We start from the raw sequence: 24,911 nt of genomic DNA on the forward strand, positions 1-24,911 counted from the left end.
GAAGCACCCAATGACCGACACGCAATCCGAACAGCCGAAACTGGAAGACATTTTCCCTCTCTTCTTCGGACACGCCTATTCCCAGGTGGTCACGACCGCGGTACGACTCGGCGTACTGGACCAGCTGACGGACGGTGCGAAATCGGCGCACGACATCGCGGTCGCCACGGAGACACATCCGCCGTCACTGCACCGTCTGCTCCGGGCGCTGGCCGCGCTCGGCGTACTTACCGATTCCGGCGATGACCTCTTCGAGTTGACCGGGCTGGGCGTGCTTTTCTGCAAGGACACTCCGACCCCCGTCCACGGTGCCGCGCTGATGTGTGGCGATCCCACCCTCTGGCAGGCGTGGGGGGCGCTGGAGGAGGCCGTTCGGCACGGCGACACCGGATTCCACCACGCGTTCGGCGAGGTGATCTGGGATCATCTCCGACACAACCAGAGGCTGGCGTCCCGGATCTACGGCACCATGAAGGTGACGACCTCCATGCTCGCACCGGCGGTGCTGGTCCACTATGACTTCTCGCCGTTCAAGACGATCGTGGACATCGGTGGTGGCGACGGATCACTGCTGGCGACCGTACTGGCCGGTACGGAGCACGCGCGCGGCACTGTCTACGACATCGAACCGGCTCTGCGGCAGACGCGGGACGTGCTCACCAACGCCGGCGTTGCCGACCGGTGCGACGTGCGGGTCGGCGACTTCTTCGAGTCGGTTCCCGGTGGGGCGGACGCGTACCTGCTCAAGCACATCCTGCACGACTGGGATGACGAGGCGTCGGTGCGAATCCTGCGCAACTGCGCGGAAGCGGTCGACCCCGGGGGGAAGGTGCTCGTTCTCACCTCGGTCGTACCGGATCGGGGAAGCGTCACCGATCCGATGGAGCTGAAGGTGCTCGCCATGAGCGACATGGAGATGATGGCGTTCCACTCCGGCCGTGAACGGACGGTCGACGAGTTCCGGAAGCTGTTCACCGATGCGGGGCTACGGCTGGGAGAGGTGGTGTCGATTCCCGAGCACCCGAACTTCCACGTGATCGAGGCGCTTCCCGCCTGAGGTCCGGCCGGCCCGCCCGAAGGAGGAGCCGATGGCCTACCTCGGCGTCGACGTCGGAGGCAGCAAGGTTGCGCTACGCATGCTGACCGAACACCACGGCGAATACGAGGCGTTCCTTCGTTGGCCGTCCGCCGACGGCGTCGGCCAGGATCTCGAGGCGCTTGGCCGTTGCGTACGGGATTTGTTGCGTCGTTGCGACGAGCCGGTCATTTCGGTCGGTGTCGCCATGCCCGCAACCGTCGGCCGATCCGGCCAGGTACTCGCCTGGCCGAATCGGCCGCACTGGCAGGGACTGTGGCTCGGTGAGGCCCTGGCACCACTCTTTCCCGGTGCGGACGTGTGCTGGGCCGACGACGGTGATCTTGCCGCTCTGGCCGAGGCGCGAACGATGAATCAGGCCGACCTGCTCTATGTCGGTGTCGGCACCGGGATCGGTGGTGGGATGGTGCTTGGCGACCGGTTGTGTCCCGGGTCCGAGCGGGGCTCGTTCGAGATCGGGCACATGACCATCGACCGGCTTGGCCCCCGTTGTGCCTGCGGGCGTAGGGGCTGCGTGCAGGCCGTGGCGTCGGGCCCTGCCACCCTGGCCCGCGCGCAGCGTATGAGGGGCAGCGGCGTGAGCTTCGCCGACCTGGTCCGTGGCATCGGTCGCGGTGAGTCGTGGGCGTCGGCGGCGGTGGACGAGAGCTGTGCGGCCTTGGCGATCGCCGTCGCCAACGTCTGTGAGCTGCTGCACCCGTCCATGGTCGTGATTGGTGGAGGCTTCGCGGCGCCGATCTCCGGGTTCGCCGCCACGGTGGCGGCCCGAATGGCCGGTGGGTTGCGTCCCGAGCGGAGCGAGACGCCGGTCAAGCCGGCCGCGCTCGAGGGACTCTCCTCGCTGTACGGTGCCGTGTTGCTCGCCAAGGGGGACGCCTGACGGGGCCAGTCGTTCGACTGGCCCCGCGCTCGCGGTCGGGTGGGGTCGCCTAGCTGCCGGCGACCCGATCCAGCAGCGCGCGGGCCGCGAGACGGTACCCCAGGGAACCGAGCCCGGCGATCACCCCGCACGCGAGGGGGGCGAGCACCGACTCGTGCCGGAACTTCTCGCGTGCCCAGACGTTCGACAGGTGCACCTCGATCCAGGGAGCGGGGTAGTTGGCCAGTGCGTCCCGCAGACTCCACCCGGCGATCATCAGCGCACCGGGATTCACGATCGCGCCGACCGTGTCGTACGCGCCCTGGACGGCCCTGACCAACTCGCCCTCACCGTCCTGCTGGACCGCGACGACCTTCCAGCCTCGGTGGGACACCTCCTCCGCGACGGCGGCCTCGATGTCCGCCAGTGTGTCGGTGCCGTAGATCTCGGTCTCACGTCGCCCCAGAATGCCGAGATTGGGTCCGTTCAGTAGCAGCAATTCGGCCATTACTCACCTCGCGGATCGATGTGACATCTGTTGTTGCAGTATTGTCAATGCAGGGCAACAAGACGAGGCCCTTGCGGCGGGAAATCGCGATCTCGAGGTGAATTAGGGGTAATCGGCGGTGGCACGGCGAAATCCTGGGAACGCTGTTGTCCCCATGGAATCTCGGAGGTCCGCGCGGCCCACTCGTCGCGGTCGTCGCGGGCCGCACGCGGGGCACGGGTGTCCGAACGCGGCCCCGCGCCGCTGCCGTGCAAGGAGGTCACTCCGCGCGATCGTCTTCCAGCAGGGGCCTCGCCAGCGGCTGCGTCCGTGAAGTTGCCATTCTGTTACGGGCCCGGCCCGACCAGATGATCGACCGTGGGCGGGCTGGCCCTCGCCGCAGCCACGCCCCGGTCAGGGCGGCTTACGGGGGTAGCCGGACGAGTAGGGGTTGGATTGCGGGCCGGCCGGCTAGGGGTTGATCCAGCAGACGCTCGAAGCTAGCGTCAATTCACGTCCACCTAAGCGATGTTCATTTTGCCATGGCGCCTGTCGGTGCTGGCTTCGATCATTCGGCCAGGTTGTTCGACGTATTCCAATTAGGGGAAGTGAGAACGGGGAACATGGATTCTCGTCCTGAAGCGGAGTTTGAATTCCCGGCGTGGCCCCAATTTGACGACGCGGAGCGTATCGGGCTGATCCGCGCTCTCGAACAGGGTCAGTGGTGGCGGATGGGCGGCAGTGAGGTGGACTCCTTCGAGCGCGAGTTCGCCGAGTACCACGGTGCGCCGCACGCGCTCGCGGTGACGAACGGTACCCACGCCCTGGAACTCGGCCTCGAGGTCCTCGGTGTCGGGCCCGGCACCGAGGTGATCGTGCCGGCCTTCACGTTCATCTCCTCCTCGTTGGCGGTGCAGCGGCTCGGGGCGGTCGCCGTTCCGGTGGACATCGACCCGGAAACCTACTGCGTCGACGTGGCCGCCTGCGCCGCCGCGATCAGCCCGCGCACCCGGGCGATCATGCCGGTGCACATGGCGGGACAGATCGCCGACATGGACGCGTTGACGAAGCTCGCCTCGGACGCTGGCGTCGAGGTGATCCAGGATGCGGCGCATGCCCATGGCGCCCGGTGGTCCGGCAGTCGGGTCGGGGAACTGGGCTCGATCGCGGCGTTCAGCTTCCAGAACGGCAAGTTGATGACCGCTGGGGAGGGCGGTGCGCTCCTCCTGCCCGACAACGACCTGTTCGAGGCGGCGTTCCTGCGCCATAGCTGTGGGCGCCCGCGCGAGGATCGTCGCTACTTCCACCGCACCAGCGGCTCCAACTACCGGCTGAACGAGTTTTCGGCGAGCATCCTGCGGGCTCAGCTGATGCGACTGGACGAGCAGGTCGAGCTGCGGGAGCGACGATGGCGTCTGCTCCGTGGGCTGCTCGCCGAGATTCCCGGCGTCCGCCCTCAGGGTCGCGACGAGCGTTGCGAAGTCAACCCCCACTACATGGCCATGTTCCGGCTGCCTGGCTGGGGCGAGGACCGGCGCAACGCTCTCGTCGACGAGCTGGTCGCGCGGGGCGTCCCCGCCTTCGCGGCGTTCCGAGCCATTTACCGCACCGACGGGTTCTGGCAGGGCCCCAGGCCGGACGAGACGGCCGAGGAAATCGCCGCCCGCTGCCCTGTTTCGGAGGCGGTGAGTCAGGACTGCGTCTGGCTGCACCATCGGGTTCTGCTCGCCAGCGAACGGACCATACACGCCGTCGCGACGCTCCTGGCCGACCTGCTCGGCTCGTCGCCGCGATGAGTGCCACCGGCTCCGCGCCTGTGCGAGGAGGAGGGCTGGACGCAGCCGGGCTGAACGCCGACCCGGTGCCGGTACGGGTGGCGGTCGTCGGCATGGGGTGGGCTACCCGGGAGATCTGGCTCCCGCTGCTGCGCGGGCGCGACGCGTTCCGGCTCACCGCGGTAGTGGACCCGGATCCGTCCGCCCGCGCGACGAAGGAGCTCGGGACGGAGGTGGCGGTGCTCGCCGACGTCGGTGAGCTGGACCCGGCGACGGTCGATCTCGCGGTCGTGGCGGTACCGAATCACCTGCACTGTGAGGTGGCCTGCCGGCTGCTGGTCAAGGGAATAGCAGTGTTCGTGGAGAAGCCGGTCTGTCTCACGTCGCAGGAAGCCTTCGAGTTGGCGCGGGCGGAACAGACCGGCGGGGCGATGTTGCTGGCCGGCAGCGCGGCCCTGTACCGCGCGGACCTGCGTGCCCTGCGGCAGGTGCAGAACTCGATCGGACGGCTGCAACATGTCGAGCTGGCCTGGGTACGCGCCCGCGGCGTGCCGGCCGCCGGCGGTTGGTTCACCCAGCGCCGGTATGCGGGCGGGGGAGCACTGGTGGACCTCGGCGCGCACCTGCTCGATGTCGGTGCCGAGCTGCTCGGCACCACCGGGATCAGACGGGCCATCGGCACGACCTCGTCACACTTCATCAACAACCAGTCCTGGCGGGCCGCGTGGCGCAAGGACAAGCCAGCCGATCTGGACGACGTCGGGCTCGACGTCGAGGACACGGCGCACGGCTTCCTGGTCACCGACGAGGGGGTCGGGATCTCCTTGCGTACGAGCTGGGCGTCGCACGAGGCGTGCGACGTCACCCGTATCGCGCTGGAGGGCAGCGCCGGCACGGCGGTGCTGCGAACCACCTTCGGTTTCAGCCCCAACCGGCTGCCGCGACCGACGCTGACCGTCACGCGGGGCGGTCGCTGTGCGCAAATACCGTTGCCCGAAGAACCGGTCGGCGCGGAGTACGGCCGGCAACTGGACGACCTGTCCGGAATGCTGCGGGACCCCGGGAACACCGGTCGCGCCATCATCAGGGCCGGCTGGGCGATCGATGCGCTGGAGAGGATCTACGGCCGGTCGGCGCCCGTCGTCGCCGAGGGATCGTCCGACGCCAGGGTGGCCCATGCGACCTGACCGGGCCGGTGCGCGCTTTCGTGACCCGCCTCGGCCTACCGCCCTGTTTCCGCCACCGAGCGAGGAAGTCTGCCGATGAGAGCCGAAGTGGAACCATCCGGGAAGCTGATCTCCGGCGCGTCGCCTGAGCGTGCGCGGGACGTGCGCGCGGTCGTATTCGATCTTGACGGCGTCCTGGTGGACAGTTTCCAGGTGATGCGTGAGGCGTTCAGCGTCGCCTACGCGGAGGTGGTCGGTGACGGGCCGGCGCCGTTCGAGGAGTACAGCCGTCACCTGGGCCGGTACTTCCCGGACATCATGCGGATGATGGGACTGCCGCTCGCGATGGAGCAGCCATTCGTGCGGGAGAGTTACCGGCTGGAACACCAGGTCACGGTCTACGACGGCATCCCGCAGATGCTGCGGACACTGCGGGAGCGTGATCTGGCACTGGCGGTTGCGACAGGCAAGAGCGGCCCCCGGGCCCGATCTCTGCTCGCGACCCTGGACCTGCTGCCGATGTTCGGGTGCGTCATCGGTTCGGACGAGGTCCCGCGGCCCAAGCCCGCACCGGACATCGTGCGGGCGGCGCTGACCCGGTTGGGGGTCGAACCGTCCGCCGCGATCATGGTTGGCGACGCGCCGACCGATCTGGCGAGCGCGCGGGCGGCCGGTGTCACCGCGGTCGCCGCGATCTGGGGCGAGGGTGACGAGGACGAACTGCGCGCGGCAGGTCCGGATGTCGTTCTCACAGGGCCTGCCGACCTGCTGACCCTCTGCCGGTCGGGAGTGGGGAGATGAGGAGATCCTCGGCCGTGCCGGGGTGGGAGCATCACGAGCTCGACCTGTCGGCGGACGCGGTTGGACGGCTGGGAATTGACGACGAATATGTACGCTCGACCTGGTGGAAATACGTTCGTCGTAATTGCCTGCCGGCTTTGCTGAAGATGTTTGTCGCGCTGAACGGGGCCTGGATTTATTACTGTGTGGGCTCCTCGGCAATGGTCATGGCCTGGCATTTTGCGGGTTCATGCAGTCTCTTGCATGTCGTAGAAGACAGTGATACCTTGAAATAGTCTGAATTGTGCGGGAATTGTGGGCCCATTGACGAACTTCGCGGGGGTTGTTCATGTCATTGGTCGAACGCGGGCAAGAGTTGGGTCATCTGAGGAGGCTGCTCGACGAATCCGGCGCAGGTCAGGGGCGGGTGGTGGTGGTCAAGGGTGCGGTCGCGAGCGGCAAGAGTGAGCTGCTCCTCTCGTTTGCCCAGTCTGCGGCGGAGCGTGGGGTGCTGGTGGTCAGCGCGGTTGCCGAGAGGGGCGAGCGGGGCGTACCGCTGAGCCTGCTCTCACAACTTCTGCAGGACGCGGCGCTCCCACTGGGAGCCGGTGCGCGACTCGCGTCCACGATGTCGCACATCAAACTGGTGCCACGGCCCGAAGGGAGCTCGTCCGCCGAGGTGGTGCAACAGGTCCAGCTGATGCACGAGGCGTGGGCCGCGCTTCTCAACCACTCCGAGGATCAGCCGTTGTTGCTGCTCGTGGACGACATCCAGTACGCAGACCCCGAGTCACTGGAGTGCCTGCTGTACTTCATCCGTCGTTCCCGGTCCGCGAGGATCATGATGGTTCTCAGCGAGAACGACCAGGCGCTCCAGACGCCACCCATCTTCCACACCGAGTTGTTGCGCCAGTCGTACTGCCACAGCATGCGGCTGGCCATGCTGTCGCAGCAAGGTGTGGCTCAGGTGCTGGCCGAGCGGTTGAACTGGTCGGACGGCCCGCTCGCGGTCGCGTTCTGGCAGGCGACCGGCGGCAACCCGTTGCTTCTTCGGGCGTTGGTGGAGGACCACCGGGCGGCCCAGGAGGGACAACCACGGCGGCAGTCCGTCGAACCGGCTGCCGGCCGCGCCTTCGGCCATGCCGTGCTGACCTGTCTGCACCGCAGCACTCCGCCCCTGCTCGAACTCGCCCGTGGGCTCGCCGTGCTCGGCGACCCGGCCAACCCTGGTCTGCTCAGTGGTCTGCTCGGATTCGAGGTCGCGACCACGCAACGGCTGCTCGACGAACTCGAGTCCGTCGGCCTGCTTGCCGACGGGTGTTTCCGCCATCCCCTCGTTCCCGGTGTCGTACTCGACGACATGAGCCCCGAGCAGTGCCGCGACCTGCGGCGCCGGGCGGCCGAGCGACTGCACCACGACGGCGCGTCGGCGATCACGGTGGTCCGGCAGTTGATCTCAGCGGACGTCGGTGAACCGTGGATGCTGCCGGTGCTGTGCGAGGCCGCCGAACACGCCCTGTCGGAGGGCGAGGTCGAACTGGCTGTACGTAGCCTCGAACTGGCCTACCGGTCGGGGGGTGGCGAGGAACAGCGTGCCAAGATCGCGTCAGCCCTCGCTCAGGCAGAGTGGCGGCTGAACCCGTCCTCCGCCGCCCGCTACTTTGCCGAACTCGCCGCCGCGTTGCGCGAGGATCGTCTCTCGCCCCGGTCCGCGCTCGCGCTCGCCCGGTACCAACTTTGGCACGGCCAGCACGACGAGGCCGTTGAGGTGCTCCAACGGATCGCCGGGACCGTCGACGACCTGGACCCGGTCACCAGGGGCATGTTCGCCGCCACCCGGGACTGGTTGCGTTGCTCGTATCCGGTGGCAGCCCAGCACCTCCCGCCGGTGCAGGTGGACCGGCGACTGATCCCACCGGCGGCCGGCAAGCAGATGCACCTGGCCGCGATGCTGGTGGGCGTGCTCACGCGCGCGCAGGACGACACAGCGCTGGGCGGGGCCGAGCGAATCCTGCGTGGCATCCAGCTCGGCGACCACACCGTGGACTTCATCCACTCCATTCTGCTCACGCTCGTCTGGGCCGGGCAGTCGGAAAGGGCGGCCCGCTGGTGCGAGGCGCTGTTCCGAGAGGCCGTGGCCCGGCGCGTACCGACCTGGCAGGCGCTGCTGGCGACGGTTCGCGCGGAACTCGCCCTGCGACGGGGCAACCTCCTCACCGCGCAACGACACGCGAGTACGGCCCTTTCCTACTTTCCGCTACGCAGCTGGGGCACCGCGCTCGGCCTGCCGCTCGCCACCCAGGTCTCCGCGTACACGGCGATGGGAAAGTACAAGGAGGCCGGTGAGCAGCTCAACCAACCGGTGCTGGAGGCGATGCTCCACACCACGGCTGGTTTGCACTACCTCTATGCCCGAGGGCGTTACCACCTGGCGACCGACAGCGCCGACGCCGCACTCGACGACTTCCTGACCTGCGGCGAACTGATGACAAGGTGGGGGATCGACCATCCGGGGCTCGTACCATGGCGGCTCGGCGCCGCTGAGGTCTATCTGCACTGGGCTGACCCCGCCCGGGCCCGGAAACTCGTCGAGGATCAACTCGTCCGCCCCAACGGCAACCAGGGACGTACGCGAGGCATGTCGTTGCGTCTGCTCGCCGCAGCTCAGATTCCACAGAAACGACTGGCTCTGCTCAAGAGAGCAGTCGATGTGCTGCACTCCTGCGGTGATCGGCTGGAGCTGGCCCGGGCTCTGGCCGACCTCGCCCAGGCACATCAGGAACTCGGCGAGTTCAAACACGCGCAGGTGATCGGCTCACAAGCGCTCCAGCAGGCCACGGAGTGCCGGGCCGAACCGCTGCGCAGGCAGTTGACGGACCCGGAGGGATGTACCGGACCGGTGGATGTCCGTCCCGTTCGTGCCGGTGGCAGCATCACCGCTCTCAGTGGAGCCGAGCGGCGGGTTGTCGCGTTCGCCTCGGTCGGGGACACGAACCGCGAGATCGCGAGCAAACTACACATCACGGTTAGCACCGTGGAGCAGCACCTCACCAGTGCCTACCGCAAACTGAAGGTGAGCCGCAGGACCGAGTTGCCACAGGAGCTGCGGTTCGACGTTGCGGCGTCGGCATGAACGGTGCTGATCCGGATCCGGTGGGGAACGCCTCCGGATCCCCGGTGCCCGCAGCGCAGCGGATCGTCGAGGTACCGCTGGGTGCCCGGACGTACCTTGTCCATATCGGACCGGCGGCGCGGCACGAACTCGCGGCGGTGATATCCAGGCTCGGCGCGAGCCGGGTGGCAGTCGTGTCGGCTCGGCCGCCGGAGTGGGTGCCCGACCCGGGGGTGCCCGCGCGATTCATCCAGATCCGGGATGGTGAGGCGGGCAAGACCCTGGCGGCGGTCGCGGCGCTCTGCGAACAGTTCGCCGAGGCGGGGCTGACCCGTGACGACGCTGTCGTTTCCTGCGGCGGCGGTACGACGACCGATGTGGTTGGCCTCGCCGCCGCGCTGTACCACCGCGGCGTGCCGGTCGTGCATCTGCCAACGTCGCTGCTGGCGCAGGTCGATGCCAGCGTTGGTGGGAAGACGGCGGTGAACCTGCCGGCGGGCAAGAACCTGGTCGGGACCTACTGGCAGCCGGCGGCCGTGCTGTGCGACACCGACTACCTCCGTACGCTGCCGGACCGGGAATTTGTCAATGGTTGCGGTGAGCTCGCCCGGGCCCACTTCATCGGGTGCCCCAACCTCGCCGCACTGCCGTTGATCGAGCAGATCGAGGCCAGCGTCAGGCTCAAGGCGGCCATTGTCGCCCGCGACGAACGTGACGACGGCCCACGGCACCTGTTGAACTACGGCCACACTCTCGGTCACGCTCTCGAGCGCGGGACGGACTACCGAATGCGGCACGGTGAGGCGGTGGCGATCGGGACGGTGTTCGCCGGGCGCCTGGCCGGGAGGCTCGGCCGGATCGACGACGCGCGGGTAGCCGAGCACCGGGAGGTGGTCGAGGGCTACGGACTCTCGCCCTGCCTGCCCGTGGACGTTCTACCCGAACAACTCCTCACCCTGATGCGGCGGGACAAGAAGACGCTAGGCGGTTTCACGTTCGTATTGGACGGCCCGGACGGGGCCGAGCTGGTGCGCGACGTATCCGAGGATCTCGTGCGAGAGACCCTCGCGGCGATGCCGCGATCGGACCAGAGCTCGCCTCGGGCGGCGGTACGAGACCGCCGCTGGTGACGCTCGGACGTCTCCCGGGAAGCCGTCCGAGCGTTGGGCCGAGGGTGAAACGCGGCAGAGGACATCGTGTCGGTGGTGGCCCACCGCCAGCGCTTGAGTCTCCAGTAGGTGGAAGGTGCAGGTTGGTTACATGGACGGCGGTACGGAGCTCTACACGATCGGGCAGCTCGCGCGTCGCACGGGGCTACAGGCGCGCACCATCCGGTTCTGGTCCGACAGCGGTGTAGTACCGCCGGCGGGGAGGTCGCCGGGTGGGTACCGGCTCTATGACGTGGAGGCGGTCGCCCGCCTGGACCTGGTTCGTACGCTCCGCGAACTGGGACTCGGGCTGGAGGCCGTACAGCAGGTCGTGTCGCGACAGACCACGCTGGTGGATGTCGCGAAGGTGCACATCGAGGCGCTCGACGCCGAGATCCGCACCCTGCGGCTACGCCGTGCCATCCTCCGCGCCGTCACCAGACGGGGGATCACCGAGGGAGAGATGACACTGATGCACAAGCTGGCCCGGCTGTCCGCGCGAGAGCGGCAGCAGATCATCGACGACTTCGTCGACCGGGCCTTCGCCGGCGTCGAGGACCAGGACGCGGCGGTCGTGGCCGGATGGATGCGCGAGCTACCTCCGACGTTGCCGGACGATCCGACCTCGGATCAGGTGGACGCCTGGATGGAGCTGGCCGAGCTGGTCGCGGACGAGGACTTTCAGCAGACCGTGCGCCGTCTGGTGTTGAGCGGCGAGGTTGACAATCGGCTCGAGTTCGGCCTCAACATCCGACCGGCTGTGCTCGAGCACGCGGGCCGGGCGGTCGACGAGGCAATCGTGCCCGAGTCACCCGAGGGAAAGAGGATTCTGGGGCAGATCGTCCCCGCGGACCTCGTCGAGGAGGAGGTCGCCGACCTCCTGAAATGGCTGGAAACAGTCGCGGAACCACGGGTGGAACGGTATTGGGAACTGTTGAGCCTGATCAATGGGCAGACGCCCCCACCGGCGGCGGTACCCGCCTTCACCTGGCTCATCGCCGCGATGCGTGCGCATCGCTGAGTACCACCCGGTCAGATCGAACACTCTGAGGGGAGAGTCATGGCGAACCTGCTACACATCGACTGCAGCATCAGGCAGGACGGCTCGGTGAGCCGCGAGGTCAGTGCCATCTTCGCCGAGCGGTGGCGAGCGGCGAACCCCGGCGGCGGTTACACCCACCGGGACCTGGGGAAGTCACCCGTTCCCCACCTGGACGAGGAGTCGCTGATGGCGACGTTCCTGCCGCCGGAGTCGTGGAGCGAGACGCAGCGGGCCGGCTGGGCGATCACCGAACCGCTCCTCGCCGAGCTGCGGGCCGCCGACACGGTGCTGCTGGCGGTACCCATGTACAACTACTCCATTCCGTCCTCGCTGAAGGCATGGATGGACCGGGTGACCGTCAAGGAACACATGGTCAATGAGGCCACCGGCGAGGGAACACTGCTCGTCGGGAAGCGGGCCGTGGTGGTGACCGCGCGCGGCGGGTCCTATGGCCCGGGCACTCCTCGTCAGGATTTCGACTTCCAGGAGCCGTACCTGCGGGCGCTGCTCAGCCAGATCGGGTTGGACAAGGATCTCACGTTCGTGCACTCCGAGATGACCCTGGCCCACTCGGTGCCCGCACTGGAGCAGTTCAAGGAGCTGGCCGACACCTCTCGTGAGCAGGCCGTGCGTACGGTTCGCGAGTTGGCCGCCCGCTAGCGGGTGTTTCGCGGATCTTCTGGTGGGCTGCGCGGGCCCGGCGCAGTTGTTGGTTCGCCCGGAAACCGGGGCGGTTTCCGGGCGAACCAACAACTGGCCGTGGCCGCCGGTGTACCGGTGACGTGCGCAGCGTGGCAATTTGAATGGTTCGTCGGCTGGCCGGAAGCAATACTCGCTCGAAGGTGACCGATGCTCAGCGACTTCACAGTGAACAAGCCATCCGATCGATCCACCCGCCTTACCGTTCCCGACGTCGTGGAGTGTCACTCCCTGCCGGTCGACTCGCGGGTCGACCTGGTCGACGCATTGGCGCGACCGGCGGCGCAGCAGCCAACCTGGGGGAACCAGGAGCGGGCACGCGAGATCTGCTCCGCGTTGCGGGACGCTCCACCGATCGTCACCGTGGCGGAGGTGGAGCGACTGCGGAGGAGACTGACCGCGGTCGCCCGTGGACGCGCATTCCTCCTGCAGGGCGGGGACTGCGCGGAGACGTTTGCCGACAGCACCGAGGATCACGTGCGTGGCAATCTCCGTGCCCTCTCACGGATGGCGGCGACGATCGCGGCGGCCGGTGGGCCGCCGGTGGTGCGGCTCGGGCGGATGGCCGGGCAGTATGCCAAGCCGCGATCGTCCGAGACCGATCCCTCGGGATTACCCGCCTACCGCGGTGACATGATCAATTCGTTGGTTCCGACTCGTGAGGCGCGGGAACACGAACCATTCGGGATGATCCGCGCCTATCTCAACGCTGCGGCCGCGATGGAGTACGTCAGGGAAGAGGTCGCGGTAGAGCCGATGCCCACGTACCCGCCCTTGCGGTACGACGGTGCCGGGCCGGCCGCATCATCCGGTGGACTGCACGATCGTCACGCCGACGACGCTGATCTGAATATGCCGGAGATCTGCGTCAGTCATGAGGCCCTGGTCCTCGACTACGAGAGCGCGATGCTGCGGTTGGCCGGCGCCGGTCGGCACGCGAAGCTGTACGACCTCTCGGCGCACTTCCTCTGGGTCGGGGAACGGACCCGGCAGCCGATGGGAGCCCATCTTGCCTTCGCGGAACTGATTGCCAACCCGATCGGCCTCAAGATCGGCCCGGGCGTGACGCCCGCAGCGGCGGCGGAGTACGTGGAGCGGCTCGACCCGAGCGGAACACCCGGACGACTCACCCTGATCAGCAGGATGGGACATGCCCGGATACGGGACGTGCTCCCACCGGTCGTCGAGCGGGTCGCCGCGACAGGGCACGAGATCGTCTGGCAGTGCGACCCGATGCACGGCAACACCGAGACCTCGTCCAATGGCTACAAGACCCGGTATTTCGAGCACATCGTCGACGAGGTGGAGGGCTTTTTCGAGGTGCACCGCGCCCTTGGCACCTACCCCGGCGGCCTCCACGTGGAGATCACCGGCGAGGACGTCACCGAGTGTCTGGGTGGCAGCCAGAACGTGGTGGAGGCCGACCTGCCCCGGCGGTACCGAACCGCCTGCGACCCACGGCTCAACTACCGTCAGGCGCAGGAGTTGGCGTCGGTGGTGGCGGGCCTGCTGGCGAGAGAGACCGTCTACCTCGCCGACCTGTCGAGCGGCGTCTGACGGGCCGGCCAACCCGGCTGGCGACCGGGGCGGCCGTCGCTCAAAGCGGGATGTTGCCGTGGTGACCCCGGCCGGCCGGCGCCTCGGCCAGCGCCTCGGCAATGCGTCGCCGGGTGTGCTCCGGCTCCACCACCTGGTCTACGACGCCAAGTTTCATGGCCCGCTGCACGCCTCCTGCGGTCAGCACGTGCTCCTCGACCAGGCGCGCCCGTAGCGCTGGTCGCGTCGCCTCGGTCTCGGCCGCGAGCCTGCGCCGGTGGAGTACGTTCACGGCGGCCTCCGGCCCCATCACCGCCACCTCCGCGTCGGGCCATGCGAACACGGCGGTGGCGCCGAGCGAGCGTGAGTTCATCGCGATGTAGGCGCCACCGTAGGACTTGCGAGTGATGAGGGTGACCCGAGGTACGACCGCCTCGGCGAACGCGTGGAGCAGTTTGGCACCACGACGCACCACGCCCTCCCACTCCTCGCGTACGCCGGGTAGGTAGCCGGGCACGTCGACGATGACGACGAGCGGGATGCCGAGTGCGTCGCACATGCGAACAAAGCGCGCCGACTTTTCCGCGCTGAGAGAGTCGAGGCAGCCGCCCTTGCGGAGCGGATTGTTGGCGATCACACCAACTGCCCGTCCGGTCAGCCGGCCCAGACCCGTCACCACGTTCGGTGCCCACTTCGGCTGTAGCTCCTCCAGGGAGGGTTCGACCTCGTCGTGGTCCAGGAGCCGATGAACCAGCGGACGCACGTCGTACGCCCGTCGGGTCCTCGCCGGCAGCAGTTGCCGCAGGTCGACAGGGGCGCCGACAGCCGACAGGTCGAACCGCCCCGGCTGGGCGAGCAGCCGGACCAGCCTTCTGGTCCTCCGGTACGCCTCCAGTTCGTCCTCGACGGTCACGTGGACCAGCCCGGACTTGCGGCCGTGCGCCTCGGTGCCGCCGAGCGACTCCATGTCGATGTGTTCGCCGGTCACGCTTCGTACCACCTCCGGCCCGGTGATGAACACCCGTCCGGCCCGGCACATCACGATGAGGTCGGTCAGCGACGGACCGTACGCGGCGGCTCCAGCGGACGGACCGACGACCACCGAGAGCTGCGGGACCTTACCGGAGGCCCTGGTCATCGCCGTGAACATGCGTCCGACACCGTCCATCGATTCGACACCGTCGGCGAGTTTGGCGCCGGCGGAGTGCCAGATCCCGATGACCGGTACGCGGTCGCGTACGGCGGCCTCGATGGCGGTGACGATGTGCGCCGCGCCCTCGGCGCCGATGGACCCGCCCATCCGGGTGCCGTCGGTGCAGTACGCGTAGACACGGGAGCCGCCGATCGCCCCACGGACCGCCTGTACACCGCTGGCGTCACCGGGATGCAGCAGCGTCACCGAGTCCGGGTCGAGCAGGTGGGACAGGCGTATCAGCGGCTCACGCTGGTCGGCCACCCCATCGCCCTCCCGCACCGCCCTATCTGCCGTCATGGTCATCGAGGTCCTCCACGGGCTCGTTGGGGCGGTCGGCGGGCCGAGCGTCATCGGGGGCGGGCGCCGAACTCGAAGGGGGCGGCCCGGCCGAGCGGGCGACCGTCGTCAGTGATCTGGGTTGCATTCACCGTGACCGGCGGGGTCGGTGGTGGCAACCCCTAATGAGGTGAACCCGGCGCCGTGGGGCGGCCCGGCGCTACCGCAGCCAGGGCAGGCTGACGGAGGAGGCGCGACCGTCGACGAGCAGGTCGGCTATGGCGGTCTGGACCGACGCCTGGTGCGCGCTCAGGAAGAAGTGACCACCGGAGTAGACGCGCAGATCGAAAGGGCCGGTGGTGTGCTCACCCCAGGCACGGGCCTCGTCCAGCGTCACCTTCGGATCGACGTCCCCGACGAGGGCGGTCACCGGACAGCGCAATGGAGGGCCGGGCTGGTACAGGTACGTCTCCGCGGCCGTGTAGTCGGCCCGTACTGCGGGCAGGATCATCCGGAGGATCTCGTCGTCGTGCAGCAGGTCGCGACCGGGGCCGTCGAGGCGGTGCATTTCGGCGACCAGGGTCTGGTCGTCTTCGAGATGTACCCGCTCGTGGCGATGGGCCGACGGAGCGCGACGCCCCGAGGCGAACAGGTGCCGGAGCGAGACGCCCTCCTCCTGCTCCAGGATGCGCGCCACCTCGAAAGCGATGGAGGCGCCCATGCTGTGCCCGAACAGGGCGGTGGGACGGTCGACCCGACCACGCAGCGCCTCGAACACCTGCCGGGCCAGCGCGTGAAGGTCTGTGATGGCCGGCTCGCCAAGTCGGTCCTGACGTCCCGGGTACTGGATCGCCAGCACGTCCACCTGGGGAGCGAGTGCCTGGGCGAGGGGGTAGTAGAAGCTCGCCGACCCACCGGCGTGCGGCAGGCAGACCAACTGGACACTGTCTTGTCTCGCCGGCTGATAGCTACGTAGCCACAGGTTGTCATGCTCGCTGGTGCGCACTGGCGGTCCTTTCGTTGATCCCCCGGAGGGTCCGGGCCGGACCACTTCGGGATGGGCTGATCCCCCAGCATCGTCGGTGCCTTTCGACAATTGCAAGAACGCCGCGGGTGTGAGTGTGACCGCCCGCAGGGATAGGGGGTGGTAAGGGTTACCCCCGCAGCGAAATGGCATCCATCATGAACCTGTGGCCCGTGACCGTTGGGCCGCCGGTAGGCATCGGTATGTCGATTCTGGTGGAAGCGGAGTGGTGCTTCATGCTGACGGGCAAGGTCGTGACCTTCGATGACACGCGCGGATACGGATTCATCGCACCTGACGAGGGGGGCGATGACGTCTTCGTGCACGCCAATGTGCTCGGCGACGACAAGTCCACCTTCACCTCGGGCCTTCCGGTCGAGTTCGAGGCGGTGGAGGGTGAGCGTGGGCTGAAGGCGCTCGCGGTACGTGTGCTGAAGGGTGGGAGCGCTGGCGCGGCGGGACCCGTTGCCGTGACGATCTCGGGCGCGAGTGCTGTCAAGGCCGCCGGCCCTGGCCGGGACATCGGGCAGCACGTGCCGGCGGCGGCCTTTCAGCGGGAGGTCACCGAGATGTTCCTGGAACGTGTGCCGTCGTTGACCGGTGCGCAGATCACCCAACTCCGGCAGATCCTGAGCGAAATCGCGCAGCGGCGCGGCTGGGTCGAGGGGTGAGGAGGGATAGGGGTTGACCCCTTCCTCGGCCACCACAAAGACTCAACTCATGTGCCGACGCGAAGAACATTCGTAAGGTGCTGTCGTTCTCCGTGGAATCTGAATTCAGGACAGGGGGGTTTTGTGCGCCGAACGATGCAGGCCGTTCTTGCTCCGGTCGCGGTATCGGTACTGCTGCTATCGACCGCGGTGGCCGGTGAGGCGGCAGCGGCATCCGGTGGAACGCCGAGCCGCTATCGCGATCAACAGTTGACCTGGAGCGCGTGCCCGGGTCAGGACCCGAGCGTCATCCAGTGCGCGTCCGTCACGGTTCCGCGTGACTGGGCCCGGCCTGGGACCGGTCCCGACATGCAGGTCGAGATCTCCCGCGTCAAGGCTCCTGACACGACCGCCCGACGCGGAGTCATGCTGCTGTCGTCGGGAGGCCCAGGTGGCACGCTGATGCCCCTGCGCTACACGGGTCTCGGCGAGGTCGCGGCCGCCTTCGACCTGGTCGGCTTCGAGCTCAGGCACGACCCGAACGTCCCACTCGACTGTCAGAACGCCAGCGAGTACGAGGCATCGCTTCGGATCGACGTCCTGGACCGTTCCCCGCAGAACATCCAGGCGATGATCGACTATTCGCGTGGTATCGCCCTTGCGTGTCTGGAGCGCAGTGGCGACCAGGTGCGGTACATCAGCACCGAGCAGACCGTACGGGACATGGATCTGATCCGTCTCCTCCTCGGCGAGTCGAAGATCAGTTACCTGGGGGTGGCGGGCGGGCCGTGGCTCGGCGCGCACTACGCGACCGCCTTTCCCCGCCGGGTGGACCGTTTCCTTTTCGACAGTAGCGTGGACTTCACCACGACCTGGTACCACGCCTTCAATCTGGCTCCGGCGGCATTCGAAAAGCGTTTCGTCGACTTTCTCGGCTGGATGGCTCGCTACGACGGGCACTACGGCTACGGCACCACGGTCAAGTCGGCCAGAGCGAGGTGGGAGGCGAGGCGAGCCCATCTCGTGACCCATCCGTTGAAGATCTCCGAGACCTTCACCCTCACTGCGGGGAACTTCGACAACGGTGCCATCGCCGGGCTGTACACCTCCGCACAGTTCCCCGACCTCGCCAGGGTGCTCAGTGTCATCGAGCATTTCGAGACGGCGACGACCGAGGACAAGGCGCTCATCGAACGTGTTCTCGGTCCGTCGCCGTACTTCGACCCGGCGCCGCTCGCCGCGTTCTACTCGCTGATGTGTAACGACACGCCGTGGCCCCGGGGTGGCGAGCACTACGTGAAGCTCTCCGACCGGCTCGGCGCCAAGTACCCCTTCCTCGGGTACGGCTGGTTGCTCCAGCCCTGTGGGTTCTGGCCCTACCGGTCGAACACTCAGCAGCCGATAACCGGTGAGGGGCTGCCGACCGTACTGATGATCAACGCGGTTGATGACCCGTCCACCCCCTATCCCGGAGCGCTCGCCGCCCACCGCAATTTCGAGAATTCGCGACTCGTCACGGTCACCGACAACGGTGACCACGGCCAGTTCGGCTTCGGAAACCAGTGTGTCGACCAGATCGGGACACGGTTCCTGGTGGGGGGTCAAGCGCCAGGTAGGGATGTCACCTGCAAGGGATCGCCGATGCCCGTCCCCACGGGGACACCGATCGTGAGGTGATGCCGACGGCGACGGCCGAGCGATCCTCGGCCGTCGCCGTTCATCCACATCCTTATGTGGCTTGCCGGCCTGCCCGTGACGGACAGGCCGGTTTCGGCGGGGAACATCGTCCTTCACTCTCGATCGGCCCCTGCGGCGGTCGACGTCGGACAGCGGGCGGGGTGCCAGCACAGCTGGCACCCCGCCCTGGTGCGAGTCAGTCGCCGTCCCGCGTCAGCGCAGGACGACCGGCAGACGTTTCGGACCGAACAGCCCAGGCGCCGCGTAGTACTCGGGGGTGCCGGACTCGTCGAGCCGAAGCTTCGGGTAACGCTTCAACAGGATACCCAGGGCGATCTTGCCCTCGAGTCGGGCGAGCGAGGCTCCGATGCAGTAGTGCGCCCCGTGTCCGAACGCGACGTGCGAATTGTTCCTGCCCGGGTCGAACAGTTCGGGATTTGGAAAGTGGTCCGGGTCGCGGTTCGCGGCGAGCAGCGAAGGGACCACCATGCTCCCGGCGGGAATCGTCTCCGGACCCAGGGTTACCTCGGTCTTGGTCAATCGCACGACGATCGAGAACGGCGGACGGTAACGCATCACCTCCTCGACCACTGCCGGGATGCCCTCGGGGTCCGCGCGTAGGCCGTCCGTGATCGCCGGATGTTCGTCCAGACAGCGCACGGCGTTACCGAGCAGCAGCGTGGTGGTGAGGTGACCGGCGAAGAGCAGCCCGCCCGCCGCGGTCACCGCCTCCTCATCACCCAGACTCTCGTCGTCGACCTTGGCCTGGACGACGTCGCTGATGAGGTCCTCGCGGGGTGACTTCCGGCGTTCGCGGACCAGCTCGAGCAGGTAGTCGTGCATCGGTTGGACCGCGGCGTCGACCAGTTTCGCCTTCTCCGGGTCGAATCGGTCGTCGAAGTTCAGGCGGAACAGGTCGTCGGCCCAACCCCGCAGCAGGCCGTGATCAGCGGCGGGTACCCCGAGCAGCTCCGCGAGGACCGTGACCGGCATCGGGTGAGCGAGGGTCTCCACAAGGTCCAACCGCTCGGGATCGCCGGCGGCGTCGAGCAAACTGTTGACGATGGAGGTGACGCGTGGAGTCAGGCGACGAATCGCACGTGGGGTGAACGCCTGATTCACCAGCCCCCGGTACCGTTGATGGAGCGGAGGATCCATCAACTGGTAGTTGCCCTCCCGAAAGGACTCGGACGACAGAAACACGCCGAGGTCAGAGGAGAATGCGGCGTAGTCCGACAGGACACGCTGTACGGCCGTATACCCGAGGACGTGCCACGCCCCGGTCTGCTCTTCCTGCCAGACCGGGCTGGTCTCGCGTAGACCGCGGGCCCAGTCCAGCAACTTCTGCCCACCATCCTCCTGACTCGGAGGCCCCTCGGTGAGTGTGTGTTTCGCCATGCGGATCCCTCCTCGGACCGCCAGGCCAGGCCCGAAGCAGCCGACGAACGGGCGCCAGCAGCAGCACCTGCCGGCGAAGTGAGCACGTCGGGTCGATTCCGGCCGGCTGGCGACTTATCGCGACGGGCTCATCCTCTGGGCCTCGAGCCCCGCCGGACAACCCCTATCCGAAGCACCATCTAGGGGTTCTGTCGTAGCTGGGGTGCAGCGTTATACCGGGTCAGGACGGTACGCGAGGGCCAGCCGCGCGAATCCCTCATCCAGACTCACCGTCGGCGACCAGCGCAGTGCCTCCCGGGTCCGCCGCTGGTCGAACCAGTGCGCGGTGGACAACTGTTCGGCCAGGAAGCGCGTCATCGGCGGTTCCTCGGTCCGCCGCAGTGCCGACCAGAGGCGCTCCACCGCGCCGCCGCCTGCCTTCGCTACGGCCACCGGCACCTGAAGCCTTGGTGAGGGCGCCCCCGAGGCGGCACAGATCCGGTCGACCAGCTCGGCCACCGTCCGGGGCTCGCCGTTGGTCACCACAAAAGCCTGCCCGTGTACGGCAGCGTCGGAGGCCCGGTCGAGCGCGGCGACAATGGCGTCGGCGGCGTTGCTCACGTACGTGGTGTCGATCAACGCCGTACCACTGCCGACCAGGGCCAGTCGTCCGGAGCGGGCTCGTTCGACGACCCGCGCGACCAACTGGGTGTCACCCGGTCCCCAGACGAGATGCGGGCGGACCGCCACGACGGCGAAGCCGGGCGAGTCAGCGGCCAACGCGAGCAGCTCGGCGCAGGCTTTGCTGCGGGCGTAGTTGCCCCGGGTCCGGTCCGGATCGGCAGGGTCGGCACCGGCGCCGACCAGCGCGGTGCCGTGGTGGGCGACCGACGGCGAGGAGACCTGCACGAACCGCGTCACGCCGGCCGCCCGGCCGGCGTCGAGCAGCGCGGCCGTGCCGCCGATGTTGGTCCGTTCAAACAGTGGCCACGCGCCGGTTATCGACACCTTCGCGGCCAGGTGGATCACCGCGTCGACACCGTCCACGGCCGCGCGTACGGCTCCCGGATCGGTGATGTCGCCGCGCTGCTCGTCGACCCCGGTCAGGCCGCTGGGTCGGCGTTGCAGGATGCGGACCTTGTCGCCGCGCAGCACCAGGGCGGTGGCTACGGCGCCGCCGAGCATGCCGCTGGCACCGGTGACAAGGACCTTCACCATCCGTTGAGCCTTCCGCCGGCGACCACCCGTTCCGCCCATCGACTCAGCCGGGTGCGGTCGATCTTCGAGTTGTGTCTGATGTCCGTGGGCATCGACGGGACGACGAACACGGCCGCTACCGGTGGTGCGGCCACCGCGCGTACCGCGTCGGCCAGTTCCCGGCTCGCGAGCCCGGCCCGGCGTACCGGGGGGAGGGTTTCGACGATGACCACGACCTGCGCCAGACCCCGGGGTCCCACACCGACCACGGCGGCCCGCACGACCTGCGGCAACGATTCCACCCGCTGCTCGATCCCGACCGGGGTGAGCACGCCGTCAGAGGTGACGATCACATGAGCCAGCCGGCCCTGTACCCACAGCTGGCCGTCCGGGTCCAGGTAGCCGACGTCGCCCGTGCGGTGCCAGCCCGGGTTGCGCGAGCTGGCCCGCTCGGTGAGCCAGAGGGCGTCGTAGCGATCCTTGGCATGGGCGGCCCGGACCATGATCTCGCCGGTCGGCCCAGGAGCGGGATCGGACTGCTCGGCGGGCGTGCCGGTCGTGTCCAGGGCGGCGATTGCCACCTGCACACCGGGCAACGGCCGGCCGACGCAGACGCCGTCACCCGGTCCGGTGTCGACGATCCCGTCGAGGGTGATGTCGGTGACCGGCAGGACCTCGGTCATCCCGTACGGGGTGTGTGGCTGGGCCTTCGGCATCAGCGCCTGCGCCCGTGTGAGTAGCGCGGTGGGTACCGGCGCGCCCGCACTGAGCAGCAGGGTCACCCCTTCCAACGCGGTGCGCTGCCGGGCGTCCAACGTGTCGCCCGTCTCGACCACGTTGCGCAACGCCGCCGGTGAGGCGAACACCGCCGAGGCGTCGACCGCGGCCGTCGCTTCGGCGAGGGCGCTCGCGGTCAACGTTCGCGGCGCGGTCGCCTTCATGTCCGGGATCGCCGAGGCGGCTCCGAGGGCCGGTCCGAACAGTGCGAACGGCGCGAACGCCGCGACGATTCGGGCGTCGGCGCCCAAGCCGAGCTCGGCGAGTGCGTCACGCATCGCGGCGAGCTGACGGTGGGTGTAGACCGCGCCCTTCGCCGGCCCGGTGGAGCCGGAGGTGAACAACACGGCCGCGTCGTCGTCCGGGTCGGGCGCGGCGGGTAGGTCCTGGTTACCGGCGCCGAGACGAGCGAGTCTGCCCAGGGTCAGCGCACCCAGTACGGCGGCGCCGGGCCCGGCCCCGAATCGCCGCCCCGGCCAGCGCAGGGCCCGGGCGAGGGCGAGTCCGCGGTCGACGGCGATGAGGTGCGCGGGGGCGGCGCTGCGCAGAGCCCGGTTCATGCCGGCCAGTCCCAGCCCTGGGTCGGCCACCACGATCACCGCACCGATCCGCAGACACGCGTAGACGGCGGCGGTCAGGTCGGCGCCGGGCGGTACCAGCAGTGCGACCCGGTCGCCGCGGCGTACTCCTGAGGCGGACAGCCCGGCCGCGATCTCCTGGATCCGTCGCCACAGCAGCGACCAGCTCACCTGTCGGCCCCGGTGGGCGAGCTCGACCAGCGCGGCCGACCGGTTCTCGGAGCGCTCCGCCAACGCCGCCCACAGCGGACGCCATGCCGCTGCCGGCTCCGCCGTCGCGGTCGGAGCGGGGGTGGGCCGGTCCAGGTCGGTCAGCCACTGGGAGACCGCACCGGCGACGTCGGCGTCCTCGGCGAGCAGGTGACCCGCCCCCTCGAACCGGTGCAGTCGCGCGTGTGGCAGCCGGGCTCGCAGGTCCCGTAGGTGTGCGTCGCCGAAGACCGGGTCGCGCGGTCCCCACAGCAGCAGGGCCGGTACCTCCGCCAGTGTGTCGAGGTGCTGCGCGACGTCTTCCAGTGCCGACCAGCTCGGATGTTGCGGGCTGAGCGGGATGTCCGCCACGAAGCCGCCGATCGCCGCCCGTCGGTCCGGCGTCCGGTACGGAGCGAGGTAGCCGTCCCGGACCGGCTCCGGTAGCCGCGGGTTCGCCAACGCGAGGGTTGCCTGGAGGAACGTCGGGGTCCACACGGTCGCCGCCGGCAGTATGCCGGGCAGCCCGGCGAGTCGGATGAGCGCGGGCGCAGGCGAGCCGCTCGGCTGGTGTACCGCCGTGTTGGTCAGCACCATGCCGCGTAGCTGGTCCCGATGGCGCAGCGCCCAACCCAACGAGATGGACCCACCCCAGTCGTGCCCGACCGTGACCACCGGTCCGGTCAGGCCCAGGGCGTCGGTGACCGTACCGAGGTCGGCGATCCGCTGCGCCAGTCCCCGTACCGTCCCGGTGCGCTCCGAGAACCCCATGTCAAGGTGGTCGACGGCGACCACCCGCCACGGCAGCGCGTCGGACTGGCTGAACCGGGCCAGCAGGTGCCGCCACAGGTACGACCAGGTGGGGTTGCCGTGTACGCACAGCAGCGTGCCGACCTGCTGGGGGGTGCTGCCGGTGTCCAGCACATGCCAGGTGCGTTCCACGCCCTGGCTGTCCAGCGCGGTCACCGATCGGGACCAGGCGCGATCCAGTCCGGGCAGTACGGGCGGCAGCACCTCCTGGCGACCGCTCACCACACGATCTCCAACGCGCAGGTGTTCAGGCCGGAGCCGACCCCCATGCACAGGACCCGGTCACCGGAGCTGAGCGAGTCGGCGTGGTGTGCCAGGGTCAGCGGCAGCGATGCCGGTCCGACATTTCCCAGCAGCGGGAACGTCGCCGGGACCCGGCGCGGGTCGAGGCCGAGCCGGTCGACGACGCCACGCGTGTGGGCCACCGACACCTGGTGCATCACGTACAGGTCCATGTTCTGCCAGTCCCACGGACCGACGTGGGCCCAGGTCGCCTCCGCCAGGTCCACACCCGCGTCGAGCAGACCCTTCGCGTCGGTGCGCATCCTCGTGTTGTCCCCGACGCACAGCTCGTGGTGCTGGGTCGCCGCCCGGCCCACACCGCCGATCAGCCGGTGGCCGTGCGGGTGGGTGTCGGCGGCGGCGAGCACCATGGCCGCCGCGCCCGAACCGAGGGTCAACGTGGCGAACTGCTCCCGGATGTCGGCTCGGGTGGCGTCGGGGCGGCGCAGTCGGTCGATGGTCGCCTGCTGGGCCTGCCGCGAGCTCTCACCCGCGACGATCAGCGCGTACCGGATCTGTCCGGCATCGATCATGTTAGCCGCGACCTGGATCCCGTTGACGAATCCGAGGCAGGCGTTGGCGATGTCGAAGTTCATCGCCGACTGTGGCAGCTCCAGCGCGTGATGGATGGCCACCGCCGTCGACGGCTCCAGATGCGCTCGGGACACCGATGTGTTGATCAGCAGGCCGACGTCGCGTGCGTCGACGCCAGCCTCCGACAATGCCTTCGCCCCAGCCATCGCCGCCCCGTCGGCGAAGCTGAAACCCTCCGGCCACCAACGCCGCTCCTGGATGCCGGCGATTCGTTGCAGCATCCCCGTCCGCAGCCGCAGCCGCTGGAGGGTGTCGCTCAACTCCTCGTCGATCTGCTCAGAGGTCACGATGACCGGTGCCTCCAGGGCCGTCACTGACAGCACCGCTGTGTTGGTGTAGCGGTAATCAGCATTGCCGTCTGTCATCCGGCCTCCGTCCGTCGCCCCGCGCCTCGGGGCTCGAAGTTATCCACTCCGGCCTCCATCCACCAAAGATCCGTTGGCTTGGCGGTGAACATCACCCGCTTGCCCGGTGTGGCCACCTGGTGTCGGCCCTGGGCGGATCTGCGAATCCGTGGTCCGCGCCAGTGGTCGTCGATACCGTGTGCGTGGCCAGGCATTAACTGTCCGTGATACCAGTACGTCA

General features: G+C 68.5%; 20 protein-coding genes. 13 read left to right on the plus strand and 7 right to left on the minus strand.

What is annotated here, in order from left to right:
• The first annotated feature begins 10 nt into the window (after positions 1-10).
• Together BDK92_RS31450 and BDK92_RS31455 are read left to right on the plus strand one after the other, a co-directional pair.
• Entirely contained in the window at positions 11-1,057 is a 1,047-nt protein-coding gene (locus BDK92_RS31450; protein ID WP_170208752.1) for a methyltransferase, read from the plus strand.
• A gap of 31 nt (positions 1,058-1,088) precedes the next feature.
• Positions 1,089-1,976 (plus strand): ROK family protein, encoded by an 888-nt coding sequence (locus BDK92_RS31455; RefSeq protein ID WP_121160007.1) that lies wholly within the window; start codon positions 1,089-1,091, stop codon positions 1,974-1,976.
• A gap of 49 nt (positions 1,977-2,025) precedes the next feature.
• Here the strand turns inward: BDK92_RS31455 and BDK92_RS31460 are convergent, their stop codons facing one another.
• Positions 2,026-2,463 carry a type II 3-dehydroquinate dehydratase gene (locus BDK92_RS31460; RefSeq protein WP_121160008.1) on the minus strand — a complete coding sequence of 146 codons (438 nt, stop codon included), beginning with the start codon at positions 2,461-2,463 and terminating at the stop codon, positions 2,026-2,028.
• A gap of 602 nt (positions 2,464-3,065) precedes the next feature.
• Between BDK92_RS31460 and BDK92_RS31465 the strand changes: the two genes are divergently transcribed.
• From BDK92_RS31465 to BDK92_RS31500, 9 genes are all read left to right on the plus strand, one after another.
• Positions 3,066-4,238, plus strand: coding sequence for an aminotransferase class I/II-fold pyridoxal phosphate-dependent enzyme (locus BDK92_RS31465; protein ID WP_121160009.1), 1,173 nt, complete (start codon positions 3,066-3,068; stop codon positions 4,236-4,238).
• On the plus strand, positions 4,235-5,404 hold the full coding sequence (locus BDK92_RS31470; RefSeq protein WP_121160010.1) for a Gfo/Idh/MocA family protein: 1,170 nt from the start codon (positions 4,235-4,237) through the stop codon (positions 5,402-5,404). Before BDK92_RS31465 ends, BDK92_RS31470 begins: the two co-directional genes overlap by 4 nt.
• Positions 5,405-5,479: 75 nt before the next feature.
• A complete protein-coding gene (locus BDK92_RS31475) occupies positions 5,480-6,184 on the plus strand; it encodes an HAD-IA family hydrolase (protein ID WP_121160011.1) in 705 nt (234 codons plus the stop codon).
• Positions 6,185-6,198: 14 nt separating this feature from the next.
• Positions 6,199-6,459, plus strand: coding sequence for a hypothetical protein (locus tag BDK92_RS38645; protein WP_147457183.1), 261 nt, complete (start codon positions 6,199-6,201; stop codon positions 6,457-6,459).
• Positions 6,460-6,512: 53 nt separating this feature from the next.
• A complete protein-coding gene (locus BDK92_RS31480; protein WP_121160012.1) occupies positions 6,513-9,296 on the plus strand; it encodes a helix-turn-helix transcriptional regulator in 2,784 nt (927 codons plus the stop codon).
• The gene (locus BDK92_RS31485; protein ID WP_121160013.1) at positions 9,293-10,405 is read left to right on the plus strand and encodes a 3-dehydroquinate synthase family protein; all 1,113 of its coding nucleotides are present in this window, start codon (positions 9,293-9,295) and stop codon (positions 10,403-10,405) included. Before BDK92_RS31480 ends, BDK92_RS31485 begins: the two co-directional genes overlap by 4 nt.
• A 130-nt stretch (positions 10,406-10,535) precedes the next feature.
• Positions 10,536-11,444, plus strand: a complete 909-nt coding sequence (locus tag BDK92_RS31490; protein ID WP_121160014.1) for a helix-turn-helix domain-containing protein — start codon at positions 10,536-10,538, stop codon at positions 11,442-11,444.
• 39 nt (positions 11,445-11,483) lie between these two features.
• Positions 11,484-12,125, plus strand: a complete 642-nt coding sequence (locus BDK92_RS31495; RefSeq protein ID WP_121160015.1) for an FMN-dependent NADH-azoreductase — start codon at positions 11,484-11,486, stop codon at positions 12,123-12,125.
• A 189-nt stretch (positions 12,126-12,314) separates the two neighbouring features.
• Entirely contained in the window at positions 12,315-13,721 is a 1,407-nt protein-coding gene (locus BDK92_RS31500) for a 3-deoxy-7-phosphoheptulonate synthase (RefSeq protein ID WP_121160016.1), read from the plus strand.
• A gap of 40 nt (positions 13,722-13,761) precedes the next feature.
• Here BDK92_RS31500 and BDK92_RS31505 read toward each other — a convergent pair whose 3' ends face one another.
• Both BDK92_RS31505 and BDK92_RS31510 read right to left on the minus strand, forming a co-directional pair.
• On the minus strand, positions 13,762-15,198 hold the full coding sequence (locus BDK92_RS31505) for an acyl-CoA carboxylase subunit beta (RefSeq protein WP_170208753.1): 1,437 nt from the start codon (positions 15,196-15,198) through the stop codon (positions 13,762-13,764).
• Between the two features lie 193 nt (positions 15,199-15,391).
• Entirely contained in the window at positions 15,392-16,177 is a 786-nt protein-coding gene (locus tag BDK92_RS31510; protein ID WP_121160017.1) for a thioesterase II family protein, read from the minus strand.
• Positions 16,178-16,341: 164 nt separating this feature from the next.
• On the opposite strand from BDK92_RS31510, the gene BDK92_RS40910 reads away from it, so the two are divergent.
• Together BDK92_RS40910 and BDK92_RS31520 are read left to right on the plus strand one after the other, a co-directional pair.
• On the plus strand, positions 16,342-16,866 hold the full coding sequence (locus BDK92_RS40910) for a cold-shock protein (protein ID WP_281278661.1): 525 nt from the start codon (positions 16,342-16,344) through the stop codon (positions 16,864-16,866).
• Positions 16,867-17,307: 441 nt separating this feature from the next.
• The gene (locus BDK92_RS31520) at positions 17,308-18,522 is read left to right on the plus strand and encodes an alpha/beta hydrolase (protein ID WP_170208755.1); all 1,215 of its coding nucleotides are present in this window, start codon (positions 17,308-17,310) and stop codon (positions 18,520-18,522) included.
• A 213-nt stretch (positions 18,523-18,735) separates the two neighbouring features.
• Here BDK92_RS31520 and BDK92_RS31525 read toward each other — a convergent pair whose 3' ends face one another.
• From BDK92_RS31525 to BDK92_RS31540, 4 genes are all read right to left on the minus strand, one after another.
• Positions 18,736-19,920, minus strand: coding sequence for a cytochrome P450 (locus BDK92_RS31525; protein ID WP_121160019.1), 1,185 nt, complete (start codon positions 19,918-19,920; stop codon positions 18,736-18,738).
• 210 nt (positions 19,921-20,130) lie between these two features.
• Positions 20,131-21,117, minus strand: coding sequence for an NAD-dependent epimerase/dehydratase family protein (locus BDK92_RS31530; protein ID WP_211349435.1), 987 nt, complete (start codon positions 21,115-21,117; stop codon positions 20,131-20,133).
• Positions 21,111-23,672, minus strand: coding sequence for an alpha/beta fold hydrolase (locus tag BDK92_RS31535; protein ID WP_211349436.1), 2,562 nt, complete (start codon positions 23,670-23,672; stop codon positions 21,111-21,113). Before BDK92_RS31535 ends, BDK92_RS31530 begins: the two co-directional genes overlap by 7 nt.
• Complete coding sequence (locus BDK92_RS31540; RefSeq protein ID WP_121160020.1) at positions 23,669-24,691, minus strand: 3-oxoacyl-ACP synthase III; 1,023 nt, start codon at positions 24,689-24,691, stop codon at positions 23,669-23,671. The genes BDK92_RS31535 and BDK92_RS31540 overlap by 4 nt, the downstream gene beginning before the upstream one ends.
• Between the last annotated feature and the right edge of the window lie 220 nt (positions 24,692-24,911).

This window comes from Micromonospora pisi, assembly GCF_003633685.1.
In the GTDB taxonomy this organism is placed as follows: domain Bacteria; phylum Actinomycetota; class Actinomycetes; order Mycobacteriales; family Micromonosporaceae; genus Micromonospora_G; species Micromonospora_G pisi.